Annotated in this window: 15 protein-coding genes and 1 pseudogene; 6 read left to right on the forward strand and 10 right to left on the reverse strand. The window is 52.3% G+C overall.

Translation table 11 applies throughout. The features are described from left to right. Positions 1–70: 70 nt before the first annotated feature. Both LK436_RS06480 and LK436_RS06485 read left to right on the forward strand, forming a co-directional pair. On the forward strand, positions 71–742 hold the full coding sequence (locus LK436_RS06480) for a response regulator transcription factor (protein WP_008397617.1): 672 nt from the start codon (positions 71–73) through the stop codon (positions 740–742). 1 nt (position 743) lies between these two features. Next, positions 744–2,168, forward strand: coding sequence for a sensor histidine kinase (locus LK436_RS06485; RefSeq protein WP_008397615.1), 1,425 nt, complete (start codon positions 744–746; stop codon positions 2,166–2,168). Positions 2,169–2,324: 156 nt separating this feature from the next. Here LK436_RS06485 and LK436_RS06490 read toward each other — a convergent pair whose 3' ends face one another. From LK436_RS06490 to LK436_RS06525, 8 genes are all read right to left on the reverse strand, one after another. After that, positions 2,325–2,747 carry a bacteriohemerythrin gene (locus LK436_RS06490; RefSeq protein ID WP_008397614.1) on the reverse strand — a complete coding sequence of 141 codons (423 nt, stop codon included), beginning with the start codon at positions 2,745–2,747 and terminating at the stop codon, positions 2,325–2,327. A gap of 217 nt (positions 2,748–2,964) precedes the next feature. Continuing rightward, positions 2,965–3,312 carry a VOC family protein gene (locus LK436_RS06495; protein WP_008397613.1) on the reverse strand — a complete coding sequence of 116 codons (348 nt, stop codon included), beginning with the start codon at positions 3,310–3,312 and terminating at the stop codon, positions 2,965–2,967. Positions 3,313–3,360: 48 nt separating this feature from the next. After that, positions 3,361–4,641, reverse strand: a complete 1,281-nt coding sequence (locus LK436_RS06500; protein WP_008397611.1) for an SLC13 family permease — start codon at positions 4,639–4,641, stop codon at positions 3,361–3,363. A 431-nt stretch (positions 4,642–5,072) separates the two neighbouring features. Next, on the reverse strand, positions 5,073–6,146 hold the full coding sequence (gene pdxA, locus LK436_RS06505; RefSeq protein ID WP_008397608.1) for a 4-hydroxythreonine-4-phosphate dehydrogenase PdxA: 1,074 nt from the start codon (positions 6,144–6,146) through the stop codon (positions 5,073–5,075). A gap of 19 nt (positions 6,147–6,165) precedes the next feature. Further along, a complete protein-coding gene (gene dapA / locus LK436_RS06510) occupies positions 6,166–7,074 on the reverse strand; it encodes a 4-hydroxy-tetrahydrodipicolinate synthase (protein ID WP_008397607.1) in 909 nt (302 codons plus the stop codon). Positions 7,075–7,196: 122 nt separating this feature from the next. Further along, positions 7,197–8,360: an iron-containing alcohol dehydrogenase gene (locus LK436_RS06515; protein WP_008397606.1), complete on the reverse strand. Its 1,164-nt coding sequence runs from the start codon at positions 8,358–8,360 to the stop codon at positions 7,197–7,199. A gap of 68 nt (positions 8,361–8,428) precedes the next feature. Beyond that, on the reverse strand, positions 8,429–9,589 hold the full coding sequence (locus tag LK436_RS06520; protein WP_015573516.1) for a sialidase family protein: 1,161 nt from the start codon (positions 9,587–9,589) through the stop codon (positions 8,429–8,431). A gap of 29 nt (positions 9,590–9,618) precedes the next feature. Next, complete coding sequence (locus LK436_RS06525) at positions 9,619–10,902, reverse strand: four-carbon acid sugar kinase family protein (RefSeq protein WP_008397603.1); 1,284 nt, start codon at positions 10,900–10,902, stop codon at positions 9,619–9,621. Positions 10,903–11,115: 213 nt separating this feature from the next. Between LK436_RS06525 and LK436_RS06530 the strand changes: the two genes are divergently transcribed. From LK436_RS06530 to LK436_RS06545, 4 genes are all read left to right on the forward strand, one after another. Beyond that, positions 11,116–12,915: a sigma-54-dependent transcriptional regulator gene (locus tag LK436_RS06530; RefSeq protein ID WP_008397600.1), complete on the forward strand. Its 1,800-nt coding sequence runs from the start codon at positions 11,116–11,118 to the stop codon at positions 12,913–12,915. Between the two features lie 76 nt (positions 12,916–12,991). Next, the gene (gene spoIIID, locus LK436_RS06535) at positions 12,992–13,273 is read left to right on the forward strand and encodes a sporulation transcriptional regulator SpoIIID (RefSeq protein ID WP_008397599.1); all 282 of its coding nucleotides are present in this window, start codon (positions 12,992–12,994) and stop codon (positions 13,271–13,273) included. A gap of 94 nt (positions 13,274–13,367) precedes the next feature. Then, entirely contained in the window at positions 13,368–13,796 is a 429-nt protein-coding gene (locus LK436_RS06540) for a protease complex subunit PrcB family protein (RefSeq protein ID WP_015544922.1), read from the forward strand. Between the two features lie 995 nt (positions 13,797–14,791). Further along, the gene (locus LK436_RS06545) at positions 14,792–15,730 is read left to right on the forward strand and encodes a hypothetical protein (RefSeq protein ID WP_147594829.1); all 939 of its coding nucleotides are present in this window, start codon (positions 14,792–14,794) and stop codon (positions 15,728–15,730) included. A gap of 133 nt (positions 15,731–15,863) precedes the next feature. Here the strand turns inward: LK436_RS06545 and LK436_RS06550 are convergent. After that, positions 15,864–16,736: pseudogene (locus tag LK436_RS06550) on the reverse strand (nucleoside recognition domain-containing protein); the annotation flags it as partial. Then, positions 16,737–17,732, reverse strand: coding sequence for a recombinase family protein (locus LK436_RS06555; RefSeq protein WP_008397590.1), 996 nt, complete (start codon positions 17,730–17,732; stop codon positions 16,737–16,739). Between the last annotated feature and the right edge of the window lie 120 nt (positions 17,733–17,852).

Below are 17,852 nucleotides of genomic sequence, written 5' to 3' on the forward strand. Positions count from 1 at the left end.
AAAGTAAATTAAAATACAAAAAATAAAAGAAATTTCTGGATAAAAAAGAGAACAGCAAGGAGGTTTCAGCATGAGAATTTTATTTGCAGAGGATGAGCCGGCCCTCAGGGAAGTGACGGTAAAGCGGCTTAAGGCGGAAGGGTTTGGCGTAGACGGATGCAGGGACGGCAGGGAGGCCCTCGATTATCTGGACAGCACAGACTACGACGTGGTGATTCTGGATATTATGATGCCTGGAATCGACGGGCTGACCGTGCTTCGAACACTCAGAAGCCGGGGAAATACGGCGCCTGTCATGCTTCTGACAGCCAGGGATGCCGTCGCTGACCGGGTGGGAGGGCTGGACGCCGGGGCAGATGACTACCTGACGAAGCCCTTCGAATTTGCGGAGCTGACTGCCCGCATCCGCGCTCTGCTTAGAAGAAATTCTGACAATAAGACGGATACGGCCTCTGTGGCAGATCTGACAGTGGAGTTTTCCACCAGGAAAGTGACGAGGGGAGGGGTGGAGATCAGCCTTTCTTCCCGGGAATTTGCCCTGCTGGAATCCCTGATCCGCCATAAGGGAGCCATACTCTCACGCACACAGCTGGAAAACCAGGTCTGGGATTTTGGCTTTGAGGGGGGAAGCAACATTGTGGATGTCTATATCCGTTATCTCAGAAAAAAGATTGACGATCCCTTTGAGAAGAAGCTGATCCACACAGTGCGGGGAGCCGGCTATACACTGAGGGAGGAGTGACATGGCAGTGGGAAAAAGGACCAGAAAGACCAGGACAAAACTGGCTGCGGCAGGCAGGCATCTGTCTATCAAGGCCAGAGTGACGCTGTGGTATACCTTCTTCATGGTTCTGCTCTTGGCCATGGCGGCTGTTTTTATGTTTTCTTCCTCACGCAGGATGTCCGGAAGCCAGATGAAGCAGCAGCTGATGGACACAGTGACAGACAGCGTGCAGCAGGCCAGCTTCCGGTATGGAAAGCTGCAGACAGAAGAGATGGACTTTTATAAGAACGGAGTCTCTGTTTTTATCTATGATACAGAGGGCAGGCTTCTGGCGCCTAATGTGAACCTGGGGCTTCAGGTGGACTCTCTTCTGGAAGATCAGACCATTAAGACAGCCAGCAAAAGAGGAGAGCGTTGGATGCTCTACGATGTATATTCGGAGAAGGAAGGAAATGGATTCTGGGTACGGGGAATGATCTCCATGACAGAGTTTGGACAGGCTTTGGGAAATCTGCCTCTCCTGTTTTTCGGAATGCTGCCTGGCTTTGTGGCCGTGGCAGCCCTTGGAGGCTACAGAATTACGAAGGGAGCCTTCCTCCCCGTCCGTCAGATTGCAGAGACGGCGGAGGCCATCGGCTCTGGGAGCGATCTGAGCCAGAGAATTGAGACAGACGGTTCCGGAGATGAGCTGGATCGCCTGGGAGGCACTATGAACGGAATGCTGGCCAGACTGCAGGCATCCTTCGAGGCGGAGCGCCAGTTCTCATCTGACGTGTCCCATGAGCTCAGGACGCCGATCGCGGTGATTCGCTCTCAGTGCGAGTTCGCCCTGTCAGGGCAGGCAGAGGAAGGAGACAAAGAAGAGGCCTTCCACGCAATTCTCACCCAGTCTGAGCGGATGAATGCTATCGTCTCTCAGCTTCTGCTCTTAAGCCGGGCGGAGAACGGAAAGTTTATTCCCAAAAGGGAGCCGGTGGACTTTGGCACACTCTGCAGCTTTATCTGTGAGGATCTGGAGGCATCGGCTGGAGAAAATCATGTTTCACTTACCTGGGAGACAGGGGAGGCTCAGGTGGTGGGAGATGAGACGCTTCTGATCCGAATGGTTACAAATCTTGTGACAAATGCCATCCGGTACAACAGAGAGGGAGGACGTGTCCGCGTGGTCACTGAGCGGAAGAATGGAAGCGTTTTTCTGACGGTACAGGATACAGGCATCGGAATTAAGAAAGAGGATTTGGAAAAGATTTTCAACCGTTTTTACAGAGCAGATGCTTCAAGAAGCACAGAGGGGACAGGGCTTGGGCTCTCCATGGTTAAATGGATCGCGGGTATCCACGGAGGCAGCGTCAGAGCGGAGAGCGTGTACGGAGTCGGAAGTGCATTTACGGTGGAGCTTCCGGACGGCGGCAGGCAGTCGGACGGGGCAGACAGGGGAGAGTAAAACAAAGAAGGGAGAGTAAAACAAAGAACAGAAAAATTCAAAAGACAGAAAAATACAAAGGCTGCTGCAGGAAGCATATTTAAGCTTCAGTCAGCAGCCTTTTATGATATTGCAGAAAACCTGTATCTGGTGGAAGAGGTCAAGCCGTTTCAGGGGCTACAGCATATCAGGGTTATCGCGCATAAATTTGTACTCTGCCACAGAGCGGTCAAAGCCCTTGATGTGGTAGAGCAGCCATTCGAGAACCTCGGTCTTTACCTTCTCCTCAAACTCGGCTGTAGGGCCGTTGGAAGCTGCCAGCATGTCCTTTAATTCCTGGACAGACTTTTTCAGCTCTGCGTGCTTGGCCTTGTGCTCCTCATACCCGGGGTAGCCGATGGAAAGCTGCAGCTTTTCCTCAGCGCCGAAGTGGAAGTCTGTGTAGTCGGACAGATAGCCGAGCATTTTCACTGCGCCTTCCTTGTCGCTTTTATTTTCACAGCTGATAAGCAGGTCGTTGATTTTGGAAATCAGCTCCCTGTGCTGGGAATCGATCATTTCGTTTTTTGTAATCAGGTCGTCTGTGAATTCTGCGTACATATAAGTTCCTCCTTATTTTTTCTTGCGGCGGTATATCTGAACGGTCATGAACTGCTGCCCGGTATTCTCTGCCGCAGGTGAAAACCCTGAAAGGGATTTTCTTAACTAAGTATACCATGATTGCGGAAAGAAAAAAAGACTGAAACAGAAAAAGAGCGGCCAAATGAGTCAGATCCCATTTGGCCGCTCCTGTCAGTTTTCAGACATCAAAGGCAGCTTATTTCTGCATAATGTGGATAGCAAATCCGCCGAACTCTCCGTCCAGATAGACATTCTTGATCGTTCCGTCTTCATTGTAGGCAGCGGTATCCATCCGGAAGGAAAAGCCCTTCTCTTTTAACTCCTCCACGGCAGCTGTCAGATCCGGTGTGCGCATGGCGATGTGGCCATTTGTGCCGAGGAAGGGAGATTTCATGCACTCGAAGTATGGGCCGCCGAATTCTGATTTCTGTCCGTGGCGGGGCTCTAAGTTAAACATCAGGCTCAGAAGCTGCGCCAGCTTTTCAGCCTCCTCAGGATTCGCGGTGTTGATGCCGATATGCTCCAGTTCAAATTTATTTTTCATAATCACGTACCTCTTTTCTTGAACACTCTGTTTTCAGCATTCCTGCAGTTACATTGGGAATACAATCAGGGCACCGGCTGTCAGGAACAGCAGTCGGATAAAGTACTGGGGAATTGTAAACTTACAGAACTCCTTGCTGCTGTAATTTCCGACGCCCATAACCATGGCCGGCATACCGTCGATGGGGAGGAAGTGTCCGCACCAACCGGAGATAACGATGGCACATGCAGCGGCCGTCGGATCCAGTCCCAGGCTTGTACAGGTGGCAATGGCCAGAGGAGCAAATACGTAAACGGTACCGATTGTAGAGCCTGTCAGAGTTGCCAGAACGCTGGTCAGGATACAGAATACAAAAATCATGACAAATGGATTTACGTTTGTTCCGAGCATATTTGCAACAGTGGAACCAACCAGATCGGTCAGTCCTGTGCTTCCGAGAGCGTCGGCAACACCGATAACACCGGCTGACATAAGGATAATCGGAGCGCTGATCGCATCGCGGATCTCTTTGAAATCCATTACGCCTGTAACCAGGATGACGGCGACAGAAAGACCGGCAATGGCATAGCCGGCGTCACCGATCGTGCTCTGGAGGAGCATGCCGATTACGGCTACTACGAATACGATATAGGTAACATTCTCTTTCCACTTCGGAAGAGAGACGGCTGCGGCCTCCTGAACCTTGGCTGCGTCCTCAGAAGCTGCGGAGATGGGATGATCCGGCAGAAACTTGTACTGGATGACGCAGTTTAACAGGAAACCAACGGACAGGAAAAAGTTTACGACTGCAAACTTTGCAACAGAAACCTGTGCCATTACGCCTGCACTGTTTAAAACAGCGATAACAATACCGTACTGCAATGCAGTATTGAATGGGATTAACGGGTGGTTGGCTGCGAATCCGGCAGTCATAACGACCTTGGACGGGGGCAGCTTTTTGCTGTAAGGAAGCGTGGACAGAAGTCCGATAACCATAACATAGTATGCTGTAGAACCTGTACCGAACAGGCTGCAGCCCAGCATAACAATGAGAATCATGAGCAGGTAGGCTTTGAGTCCTCCCTTGTTGGCTATGTTGAACATGGTTCTCTTAAAGGCAGCGATGAAGCTGGTTTTCTGAAGCGCTGCAATGATTGCCATGAACTCGGCAAGCATTACGATAGTAGCGTTGGAAAATCCGCCGAAAGCAGCCTTAATGTCGGCGATGCCGAAGATGACAAGCAAAAGACAGGCGAGCAGCGGCGGCGCGCCGAAAGGCAGCTTGTCCATCATGATCAGGACGACCATGAACGCTGTGATTGCTAAAGCAATAATCATCTGGGTGGTCATGTGAAGTTCCCTCCTTGTGTTTTTGCTGTATTCATACAGGTATGTAGCTGCAATTTGCACAATTCTGTATGGCTTTATCTGATGATAATTATATAAGATGACCGAATTTATGACAAGAAAATAAACAGATTAATGTGTTGCATTTAGAAACAAATATAAAAAATATATAAACTCAACGTAAAAAACGTTAAAAAATGAAACGATATAAATTAAAAGTCAATGAAAAGTTTCATATTAGAACATTCGAACGGACTGGAAAAAGACAGATTGCACGAAAAAGTAAAAAAGGAAGCAAAAAAATTGCTGTTTTTATCAGTGGGTGTGAAATGGGAGAGCTGTACTGGTTTCCGGTTTCGCCATTTGAAAGGAGCCGGCTCCTATTTGGACAATGACTGCCAAATAAAAGCCGGCTCCTAAAGATATGCCCCGGTCTACGCCCGGCGTCCCTTTGCCATGCGGATGGCATAGTCGATGGCGTTCACAAGGCTGAGCTCGTTGCTGGTTCCCTTTCCTGCCAGGGCGAAGCCTGTGCCGTGATCCACACTGGTGCGGATGATCGGAAGACCCAGGGTAATATTGACGCCTTCCACGGCTTTCCAGGATTTCAGCTCACGGTCATAGACAAAGCCTACGGTTTTCAGAGGGATATGTCCCTGATCGTGGTACATGCATACGACGATGTCGTACCAGCCGCCGAGAGCCTCTGAAAATACACTGTCCGGAGGGATGGGGCCCATGGCGTTGATTCCCTCAGCCTTAGCCGCCTCGATGGCGGGGCTTATCTCTTCCCTCTCTTCCGTGCCGAACAGGCCGTTCTCACCGCAGTGGGGATTCAGGCCGGCAACGGCAACCTTCGGGTTTTCGATTCCCATATCCCTGCAGGCCTTATCTGCAATCTCGATTACCTCCAGAACGCGGTCCTTCTTTACCCGGTCGCAGGCTTCCCGCAGGGAGACGTGGGTGGAAACGTGCACCACCCGCAGGTCGTGGTGGGCCAGCATCATCGTGTATTTCTTTGTATTGGTGTAGGCTGCATAGATCTCTGTGTGGCCGTCAAAATGTGTGTATCCGTCAGATTTCTCGCCGTGATAGAACTCCAGAGCCTTATTCATGGCTTCCTTGTTCAGAGCGTTCGTGCAGGTTGCGTCCACCTCTCCTGCCAGAGCCAGCTCGATGACCTTTCTGACGCACTGGAAGGCAGCGTTTCCTCCCTCGATGCTCACCTGACCGATGGGGAATGCGCTCACATCCTGGATTAATTCCAGGTGCAGCACGTCAATGGTGCCGGACTCAAATAAGGCGTCGCTTACCTTTTCACAGCGGTGAATATTGATGTCGGGACGGCCAACGAAACGGGCCGCCTGTTCGATCATCTTGGCATCGCCGACCACGATGGGGCGGCAGCGGTCATAGACATCGGCGTGAGCCAGCGCTTTGACGGTGATCTCCGGGCCATTGCCTGCAGGATCACCCATGGTAATACCGACAATCGGCTTTTCGTTCATGGTCGTACCTCCTCCCAGGTTAGTGCATGCCCTTGGCTTCGTTTTCTGCCAGAACCTTCTTCAGTGCCTTGATGCCCTCCTCAGGAACCTGGTTGAACGGCGCGCGGCACGGTCCTACGTTGTAGCCTAACAGGCGTGTGGCAGTCTTGACAATGGTGTTCGGGTTGCCGTATTTGAAGCAGGCGCGGAAGCTCTGGATGCTCTCGTTGGCAGCCTTGGCCTCCTCAATTTTGCCCTCCATGAAGAGGTTGTAGATGGATGCCATGGTGTGCGGGTAAACATTTGCGCAGCCTGCGATTCCGCCTGTGCCGCCTGCAAGCAGGGTCCAGATAATTAACTGGTCGTTGCCGGACAGGGTACAGAACTTGCCGTTTGTTTTCTTCTTTCCTGCGTCAATGTAGCCCAGGATGTTTGTGAAGTTTCCGCTGGAATCCTTTGCTCCCACGATATTCTCGATCTGTGCCAGCCGACCTACTGTGGCGGGAGCCAGGGCGTTTCCTGTGCGGGCCGGGATGTTGTAGAGAACGATCGGCATGTCAACGGCCTCAGCCACAGCCCTGTAGTGCTCGTAGAGCTCGTCCTGGCTGGCAGCTGCAAAGCTGGGAGTGATGATGGAGAGCACGTCTGCGCCGGCAGCCTGTGCCATCTTGCTCTGCTCGATGGTCTCCTTTGTGGAGATGCAGCCTGTGCCTGCGTATACCGGGACACGGCCGTTGCACTGCTCGATTACGGTTTCCAGTACCAGCTGCTTTTCCTTGGCGTTCAGGATGTAGCCCTCGCCGTTTGTTCCGAATGGGAAGAGAGCGTGAACGCCGCCCTCGATCATGCGGTCTACCTGGTTGCGAAGTTCAGCTACGTTGATGCTCTCATCGTCGTTCATAGGTGTGAGAATTGGCGGGATGATACCTTTGATTTCAACTGCTTTCATAAAAAAATCCTCCTGTTCATTTATTCTTATAGTCTGTATGACTGATTCTGCAGAGGCAAAACAGTTCCGGACGGCGGCAGGGAAAAGCTCTTTGGCCCCTGCTGCCGGGAAACATGGTTCCTCTATAAAATTTCCATATAAAGGGCCCGGGCGTCCTCAGGCGTTACGGTGCGCGGATTATTGACTAACAGGCGCTGTACCTGCATGCCTGCCTCTACAAGGCTGTCCAGATCACTCTCCGGCACGCCGAATTCCTTGAGGCTTGTGGGGATGTCGAGATGTTTTACAATCTCCTCCAGCCGGCTGATGATCCATGCAGACTTCTCAGCGGCGGTTTTGCAGGTCTTTACCTCGTCGTGGCAGCAGCGGTCGTAGGCGATGGCGAAGCGCTCACGGCAGGCCGGCTCATTAAAGCGCATAACCGGTGCCAGCAGAATGGCGTTTGAAACGCCGTGGGCAATATGGTATTTGCCGCCCAGCGGGTAGCTTAAAGCGTGTACGGCTGTGGTGCCGCTGGCTGTGATAGCCAGACCGCCGTAGTAGGCTGCAATCTGCATGCGGTTTTTCTCTGTCATGGCCTCCGGATCGTCGCAGGCCTTCTCGATGTTGTTGAGGATCAGGTCCAGTCCCTCCAGGGCATAGAGATCGCTGAAGGGGTTGGCCTTGTTGCTGGTGAAGCACTCAATGCAGTGGGCCAGAGCGTCCACTCCTGTGGCAGCGGCGATCTTGCGCGGCAGATTCTTGATCATGCGCGCATCGAGGATCACATAGTCGGCGATCATGTTCTCATTGACGATTCCCACCTTTAACTCCTTCTCGGGAACTGCCACAATGGCGTTCGGGGTAACCTCTGCGCCTGTGCCGGCAGTGGTTGGGATCAGGATGATCGGAACGCATTTTTTCGCGCGGCCGGGATCGTCCAAGAGCTCCTTAACACCGTACTCATCGGTAACCAGAATGCTGGCCAGCTTTGCAGCGTCCATAACGCTTCCGCCGCCGCAGGCAACGATCATGTCAGCGCCGCTTGCCTTGAACTCGTCTACCAGCTTCTGAACAGCCATGTAGCTGGGCTCTGCCGGCAGCTCATCTAATACATAGTAGTCAGCTCCTGCTGCCTTCACTGCCTCCTCCGGCAGAGAGAACAGACCGGCTGCCTCGATTCCCTTGTCAGTGAACATTGCCACGCGCTTTACCCCGTTTAATTTGAGGATGGCGGTAATGTTGTCCATAGCGTTTTCCCCGCCGTATACGGCATGGGGCATTTTAAGATTGTAGGTGGTAAGCATGGTTGATAACCTCCTTGTTCTGTTTGCTTCTGTTTTATCTTTATCTGTTCTGCCCTTGAAGAACCGGCTTAGCGGCTCTGAGCAGCAGTCGGATTGTAGAGTCCCACGCGCTCCCGCTTTTCGCCGAGAATATCCTGCTCGGTGAAGCGCACGTACTTGACTCCCTGGCGGGTGCGGGCGGCATAGGCCAGATGAATCATTCCGTCTTTTCCCTGCATGATATAGGGGTATTCGTACTGTTTGTTGTTGGTCTTGTTTTCATCGCCGATGAATCCCTCGCCGCGCTCCATCCAGCGGATGATGGGGAAGGTCAGACCGCCGTCCTCAGACAGGGCCACTGCCACCGGGCAGCGAAGTCCCGGCCATGCTGCCTTTCCAGGCTGTGGATCCGGCGTGCAGGTAGGATTGTAGGCGATGGCGATGCGGCCGCTCTGCAGCTTGACTGCGCTGATGCTGGAGTTATTGTTCGGAAGGGGAGTCGGCTCAGGCTTACTCCAGGTTTCGCCCCAGTCGAAGGACTCGCTGCGGTGAATGCGGTAGGCCTCGCGGTTTCTCATGAAGGCAGCCAGGTGACCTGGCTCCAGCTCCACCACATTGGCATGTACGTGGCCGTTGCTCTCCGGCATCATAACCTTTTTCCACGTTTTTCCCTGATCATCGGAGATGCGGAAGGCTGTCGGATCGCCGGACAGACCGTCTGCAGAATCGGTGCAGATCCAGTTGGAGAAAATCCAGCGTCCGTTGGAGAGGATCTGAATGGGCTGGCGGCAGAAGGTTCCCTCCTCCGGGAATATGGTTTCATACGGTCCCCAGGTGAGGCCTCCGTCTGTGCTCTTCTGACAGCGCACAACAGAGGTAAACTGCATATTATCCTTGCCCTCCTGGCGGTCCAGCTGGGCTGTGTACATGGCCCACACTGCGCTGTCAGGGCCGTAGAACAGGGAGGGATTCTGTTCGCTGCGGGTCGGGTCGCTGGAGATATCCACAGGCGGAAGCCATGCCTGTCCGTCCTTGGGAAGGCGGGAACATACAATGTGAACGTCAGCGCTTCCCTCGTAGGTTCCGGCAAACCAGCAGCACAGCAGGTCGCCGTTTGGCAGTTCCACCATGGCCGGCGCGTGAGCAGTCGGGTAGCCGCCGTTTGGAATCAGGGCCTCGATGGTGCCCATCTCTTCATTTTCATAAACGGTTCCATCCCAGGTAAGTCCCGGGAGCTTTGGATATGTCATATCGTGTACCTCCATTGTATTTGCAATTTTTATGGTTTCGATGTTTCATTCTGCCCGCCGGAACCGGAGGCAATGCGCGAGGCCAGTTCGGTCAGCAGGTCTTCTTTGCCGAAGCCGCCGGATTTTGTGATGACATGGCGCGTGCATCCATTGCAGGAAAAGCGGGCCAGCACCACGCCCTGCTCCAGCTCGCAGAGGGGCTCCAGCTCCGTGACGCCTACACAGTTCATGCACTGTAAAAGTGTGTCTCCGCCGGTCAGCAGAAGAGTGCCCAGAAAAGGACTGGTGAACAGCTCTCCTACCAGATATCCGAGGCTTCCGGCAATACGCACGCGAAGGGTTTCCCGGTCAATGCAAAGTTTTGCCGCATAATCGGCAGTGGGCTGATTGCCTCCCGGATCATTGGTTTCAATGATGCAGCGTGGGTTTTGAGCCAGAATTTCTTCTATCTGCAAGAGCTCTTTCTGTCCATGGCTGCCGGACCAGTAGCCCGGCTCCAGCTTCTGCCTGGGAGTCAGGCGTATCCGTGCAAAGCCTGCGCGCTCCGCCCGATCAAGCTGAGCGAGGGTGATGGGATTGACGCTGCCGCACACCACCAGAAATCTGGGATCCAGGCTTGGAAGGGGCCGGGGCTTTCCTTCAAAAATATCCAGAAGGTCCGGAAGAATGGCGCCGAAGCCTGCGCAGCCGGCAGATATGGAAAGCATGCCGGCTTCTGAAAGCCTCCGGCCGGTTGACAGCAGGTCATCTGTGCTCTCAGCGTCAAAGACAAGGATGCCCGGCTCATCGGGAAGGGAGCTGTCCGGCGTGGGAGCCGGACAGCTCTTTGCCGGAGTACCGCACTGCTCTGCAATCAGCTCCGTCACAGAGGCATGTCTCACAGGCTCAAAGGGATCGAGCCCAAAGGGACTTTCCGTTACCGGGATGCCGTCTATGTAGTGAAAGCCCTGTCTGGTTATCCGCCCCGCCTGCGGGAAGGCAGGCAGAAATGGAAGATTCTTCCTCCCGGATGCCTGAAGGAGAGCCGTAAGCTCCGCACCGATATTCCCGCGCAGCGCCGAGTCTGTCTTTTTGTAAATGTTTCTGATACCGTAAGCCAGAGCCCTCCTGCTCAGGTGAAAGACTTTTTCATAGGCCTCAGACGCCGGAAGATGGCGGGTCTCTGTGTCGACTACCAGCACAGCGGTATCGTGGGCAGCGAAATCCACCTCAGGGTCAACCGTTACCTGCGTGGGAATGCCTCGGGCGGCGAACTGGACGCCGGTATCGAGAGCGCCGGTGAAGTCGTCTGCAATAATGAAAAGAAGGATCATGTGTTTGCCCTCTCTTTTTAGATTATGCTACTATTATGCCGTATTTGAGGAAACTTCGCATCGAAAAAAAGTAACAAAAGCGTTACATTTTTAAACATATTAAATTTTTTTTAGAATTACATTTGTAAAATGTTTCGTAATGAAACTTATATTGCGTGATTTTTTTGTGGGTTTCTGCTATAATAGTATCAAAAATAAACGGAGGGATTTGCAATGGTTGAAACACGTACCCGAATTTTAGGGATTGCCCCCTACGAGGGGATGCATACTGCCATGGATCGGGCGGCTGCCGCGTATCCGAATGTACAGCTTGACGTTTTTACCGGGGATCTGGACGTGGGAGTTGCCATTGTACAGAGTATGTCCCCGAATTCCTATGACTGTATTATTTCCCGCGGCGGCACGGCAGAGCTGATCCGCCAGGTGACAGATCTGCCGGTAGTGGAGATTCAGCTTTCCGTATATGATGTGCTGAGCACCATGAAGCTGGCTGAGAATTATTCTAACCGCTATGCCATCGTCGGTTTTCCCAGCATTACGGAGCCGGCCCATACATTGTGCGATCTGCTGGGTTACCAGCTTGATATACTGACCGTACACGGGGCAGATGAGGCTACGGAAACGCTGGAGCGGCTGAAAAAAGACGGCTACCGCATGGTAGTCTGCGACATGGTGACCCATACTATCGCAAGAAAAATGGAGCTGGACGCATTTCTGATCACCTCAGGCGTGGAGAGCCTGCATGCGGCCATTGACCAGGCCATCAATATCAGCCTCTGGTTTGGAAGGATCCGCCAGGAGAATACGTTTCTGCGAAGCATTACCCAGGGACAGAACGGGCGGGCAGTTGTCCTCGATGCCGACGGCGCCGTCTTTTACAGCAGCCCTACAGAGCCGCCAGACGGGCTGGCAGAGGCTCTGCGCTCCCATCTCGGGGAGGTGCCCGGGAACGGTTCTATGAAATTTTATTATACGGATCGCAGCCAGCTCTACAGCATCACAGCTCAGACCCTCTTGATGAATACGGAGAGATACTGCCTGTTTTACTGCGTGCCCTCACGCATTCCGCTTCACTCCCATTGGACGGGAATCCGTACCATGAATAAGGGGGAGTGTGAATATCTGTTTACAAACAGCTTTTACAGCGTCAGCGGAGCTATGGGCACTCAGGACGCGGAGATCCGGGCACTTGCCGCTGTACATCACCCTGTCATGATCCGCGGAGAGTCCGGCACCGGAAAGGAGCAGATTGCATGGTTTCTCTATCTACACAGCCCGCAGGTGAATAAACCCTTTGTGGCGGTAAACTGTGAGCAGATGAACGACAAGAGCTGGGACTTTCTCCTGGGCCATTATAATTCGCCGTTAAATGCTACCGGCAATACGATCTATTTTCAAAATTTTGAGGCAATTCCAGAACAGAGGGCATCAGAGCTCTTGGCAGCCATACAGGAAACAGGGCTTGCCAGGCGCGTGAGGCTTCTCTTTTCCTTTGACTGCCGGGACAGCGAGCCGGTTCCTGAGATGGCCCGACGCTTCATGGCCAGGCTGGGCTGCCAGACACTGAACCTGCCCTCCCTCAGAAGCCGTTCCGATGAGATTCCCTCCCTGGCAAGTCTGTATCTGGCGAGTATGAAGATGGAGCTGGGAAAACAGATCTCTGGCTTTGAGCCAAAGGCCATAGAGATGCTGCGCCAGTATGACTGGCCAAACAATTACACACAGTTTAAGCACATTTTGGAATCACTTGCGATGATGACAACCTCCACCTATATCCGCAGCAGTATGGTGGCAGAGCTTCTGGCCAAGGAGCGCTCTGTACGGCGGGGGCTGGTTCAGGCGTCTTCCCTTGTGAGCACCGGGAGAACCCTTGAGGAAATCATCAGGGAGGTGGTGGAGCAGGCCGTGACGGCCAACAACGGAAACCGCGCAGCCGCTGCCCGCCAGCTGGGCATCAGTCGGACAACCCTCTGGCGCTATCTGAGCAAGAATGGTGATCTTTCGCAGGAATAAAACCGCGGACGCAAAATGAGGTATAAAAGCCTGAAAACTTTAATATGATGTAAAAAACGTTCTCAGGGGTAGCCCTATGAAGGAATATATTGAGGAACGGGCCGTAACCATTGCCAATTACATCATAGACCATAATGCGACAGTGCGACAGACGGCGAAGAAGTTTGGGATCAGTAAGTCGACGGTACATAAGGACGTAACAGACCGCCTGGAAGGCATCAATCCGTCCTTGGCCGCCCAGGCCAGAGTGGTTTTGGACATTAATAAGGCAGAACGCCATATCCGCGGCGGACTTGCCACGAAGGAGAAGTACCAGCATCAGCTTCAGGCCTGCAGCACAGATGAGAAACTTATGTAGCTCAGGCGTCTGGCAACAGTTGAATAAATTCATTGAATAAAGAGAAAAGCTCCCTAATAGAATGGTAATAATCAATCGACAGGGAGCTTTTTTCATGAAACATATTCTTAGAACCAGAGGTGCCGCCATTCTCGCGGCCGGCGTCCTGATTCTCGCAGCATGCCTGCTGGGCGGCTGTACCGGAAAAGAGGAGGCGGCCAAGGTAAGAGATTTGGAGTTTACCGTGATAGGACAGAATGAAATTCCGCAGGAGCTGGCCGATATGATTGGACAGAAAAAGAATGAGGAATTCAAATTGACCTATACAGACGGTGCGGATCTTTACATAGCAGTGGGGTATGGAGAGCAGCCTACCGGCGGATACAGCATCACGGTTCCGGAATTCTACCTGACTGAAAACTCTATTGTCATCAAAACGGAGCTGCAGGGGCCTGAGAGCACGGAACAGGCAGGAAATTCACCCTCTTTCCCCTATATTGTGATAAAAACTCCGTTTATGGAGGAACCGGTGGTTTTCCAGTAGTTTTATTATGTATGAGAAGATAAGCGAAGGACATGGCTGCTGCAAAGAGCCGTCGCTTTCCTGCAGCAGCATAACATAAATTTTTAGATGTCTGAAAATCAGACAAAAAATGATATAGAAATTTGTGAAAGATCACAATGAAAATCAAGAAAATGGTACTTGACTTTACAGAAAGAATTGTTACACTGAGGCTATCTTCCAAATCCCCCTGCTCTCAGGGCAGGGAGCAGTCCAATTCTGGCAGACGCATCCAAAAACAGCTGTGGCAGCCATCCTGCCGTGTCCCAGAGAGTAAAAATTACGAAAAGAATGAGATGTAAAGAGGATAAGGTATAAGGAGAAAAATATAGAGAGAAGTAAGATACAAAAAGAATAGGGTACCCATAAACGGGACAGAGAAAAGCAAATTGTGAAAAGCAGGCAGCGAAAAGCAAACAGAGAAAACCAGACAGCGAAAAGCAAACAGCGAAAATCAGACAGAGAAAACCAGACAGCCAAAATCAGACAGAAGGCAGAGGGCAGCCTGTATTTCCAGGTATGGAAAAATAGAGTAAGCGGAAAAGAAGAGGAGCCATGCGGAATGAGACCGTAAATCTTTTCTCCTTACAGGCAGAGATAAAACCAGCATATTTTCAGGAGGAATAGCTGTGGACAGAGGCAGGCAGAGAAAAACAGAGAGAGAAATAAGAGACAGTCAGGGCAGAGGAGTACAGAGGAAAGGGAGCCGACGGGGTGTTCGGAGCAGACTCCCTTTGTCATTCCTCGCTTCTGGTATACTTTTAGCATCGTTCTGTCCTGTCTGCGTCCGCGCTGAGACACTGGATGCAGAAATTTATCAGGAAGACCGCCGGGGAGAGATACCCGGGAGAGAGCTGTTTGGGAAAGAAATATCCGATGCGGAAATGCCGGACAGAAGGATGCATCAGGAGGAAATATCTGGAAGAGATTTACCGGGACAAGATATGCCGGGAGAGGGAACGTACAGAAAGGAGGAAATGCGCAGAAAAGAGGAAACGTACAGAAAGGAGGCTGAGAAGGAAAAAGAAGAGGGCGTAACACCGCAGGAGGGGCCGTTTCCGGAAGAGATTTTAGAGTATTCTGCGCCGGAAAATTCCAGGGAAAAACTTCAGGAACCTCAGCAGCTGATAGAGAGGGGAGGAAAGACATACAGACTCTCTTCGTGGGAGACGGTGAAGGAGGAAAAAGACAAGGACAGGCAGTATAGGGAAGCCTCCGTTGTATATGAGTTGGTTGGCGCGGAGGCAGAAATCCCGGACGAGGCTGAGATAACGGTGGAGGGGCTCACGGAAAAAGTAAAAATGTCCCTCCTGCGCACTGAATTTTATAATGAGAGGTGGGAGCCGGATTTTGAATGTATCCTTACCTTCCACAGCTGTGAGTCAGATGTGTATGAGCTTGGAGAGACTGAAATTTACGCAGATCACAGAGCAGAAAAGCCGGCTCTCGGGCAATTTGAGGAAGAAATTCTTGGCCTTTTGGGTCTGTCAGGAGAGAGATACCGGATCCTGGAGTATCAGTGGGCCGGGGAGCCGTATGAGGATGAGACCGGGATTCTGTGCAGAAAGGCCAGGGCATCCGGAGAACGGCTGGTGCGGGACTGCCGTGCTGTGTACGGGGGAATGACTGACGTGGAGCCGCCGCCTTCCTACAGAACAAAAGCGGTTTATGTTCTGGAGCGGAAAATGGGCCCCGGGACGGCTGACGGAGAGGAGAAAGCAGAGAGTATGGAAGGGCAGAGGGAGCCGGATAGGGATTCTTTGGAGGATTCATTGAAAGAAAAGCTTGTGAAGGTGGTCACAGTCACAGTAGCAGTTACAGTGGGTATCGGCACCATCCTTATTTTTCTGGTGATTCTGCGTTTTGTCTGGCGGACAGGGAGGAGGATTCTGGAACAGTTTTTTGACTCCCATTAGTTAGCTGTACTGACTATTGTGAAATGAGAGTTAATTGAGCGTGGGAGCTGGCTTCCCGCTGCTCTCAGGACGCCAGCCAGGGAGCAGCATGGCCGGCGTCTCTCTGACTCAGTTTCAGTGTCTGCCACTGTGGTCAGCCAGGGAGCATGATATTAAGCAGGACGCACAGAAGGGACCCGATAAGGGTTGGGAGCAGAAAGGCAACGGCCGTCCACAGCCAGCTTCCTGTTTCCTTCCTGATGGTCAGGCAGGTAGTTGAGCAGGGCCAGTGAAAGAGGGAGAAAACTGCCATACAGAGGGCAGTTTTCACAGTCCACCCGTGGGCAGACAGAAGAGAAAAAAGCTGAGCCTGATCGGACATTTCAACCAGCTGGCCGGTCTGCAGATAGGCCATCAGGATAATGGGAATTACAATCTCGTTGGCGGGAAAGCCCAGTATAAATCCGGTCAGGATCACGCCGTCCATACCCAGAAACTGTCCAAGTGGTTCAAGAAGGCCGGAGAGCCGGGAGAGCAGGCTCAGATTTCCGACGTTAATATTGGCTAACAGCCAGATAACAAGCCCTGCAGGTGCGGCCACCATGAGAGCGCGCCCCAGAACGAAGAGAGTCCGGTCAAAGACAGAGCGGATCAGTACCTTGCCGATCTGCGGCTTTCTGTAGGGCGGAAGCTCCAGGGTGAAAGCAGAAGGAATCCCGCGAAGCAGCGTCTTGGACAGAAGAAAGGAGGACAGTAAAGTTGCGGCAATTCCCAGCAGAATCAATCCGGTCAGGAAGGCGGCCGTTATGAGAGAGCAGAGGAAGGGCGAGCCGCTTCCCGCTTCTTTAAACAGTCCGAATCCTCCCATAAAAAACAGGGAGATCAGCATAATGAGCGTAGGAAATCTCCCGTTGCAGGGAACCAGGGAGTTTGTGAGAATGGCGATCAGGCGCTCTCTGGGAGAGTCGATAATCCGGCATCCCACAACTCCGGCTGCATTGCAGCCAAAGCCCATAGCCATGCGTAGTCATCGCCGGCAGCGCCGCTTTTGAATTTCCTCTTTACATGCTTCAAACACAGCTTCGCTCACAAGAGGCTCGTGGGTTCTTCCGGCATCCACCCACAGCTCCGCAGGGTTTGCCACCGTCAGCCTGCTTTTGAAGGAGAGTTTGCGGCTTTTTCCCTGAATCATACGGCCTAGGTAAACGGGATTGTGGAGCATTTTTAAGACGGAGTTCGCTGTCCAGATACGTTTAACTGTGTAATTGTTTTCACAGAGCCATGGATGCTTCAGGCAGCGGTAGACAGCGGGGGAGGGGATTTTTCTCTGATTTAAACTGTCTGCGATCTCAGCAGGTGTTCTGCCCTCAGCTCCCATGGAGAATATTTCTTTAACGATGGAGGCGGTCTCCGGATCGGGAATCAGCTGCACAGGAGGGCCGGGCTGCTTGATATAGCCGTAAGGCGCAAAATTTCCTATATAGCTTCCGTCCTCCATCCTCGTCCGCAGGGAAGAGCGGATCTTTCTGGAAATATCTCTGGCATACATTTCGTTGATGATATTTCTGAAGGGAATGAGATCCATGTCGGAAACAGCTGAATCATAGCCGTCGTTGACTGCAATAAAGCGGACATTCATCGAGGGGAAAAAAAGTTCTGTGTACTGCCCGGACAAAATATAATCTCTGCCGAGCCGGGACAGATCCTTGGTCATCACAAGATTAATCTCTCCCCGCTTAATATCCCGGATCATTTCCTGAAATGCAGGCCGGTCAAAGGTGGTTCCAGACCATCCGTCGTCCGAATACTCGCGGACGATGGGAAAGCCCTTCTCCTGTGCATACCGCAGCAGAAGCCTGCGCTGGCTTCCGATACTGGAACTTTCCTTTCGTCCGTCATCGTCTTTTGAGAGCCGCAGATAGATAGCTCCCCGCAAATGACTGCCTTCACGGTTCTGAGGCTGTTGGCCTGCGGCGTTTCCTCTTTTCAAATGCCTGTCGTACGTGTCGTGCTCATACTGCAACTGTGCTCACCTCGTTTGGCGGCGGCTGTTTAAGAGGCAGCCGCTATGCGTTCTATAAAATATATGAAAAACAGCCAGTCTCCTTTCCCGGATGTCTGTGAGAACAGGAGAAGTTATGAA

Source organism: Clostridium sp. M62/1 (genome assembly GCF_020736365.1).
Classification (GTDB): Bacteria; Bacillota; Clostridia; order Lachnospirales; family Lachnospiraceae; genus Otoolea; species Otoolea saccharolyticum_A.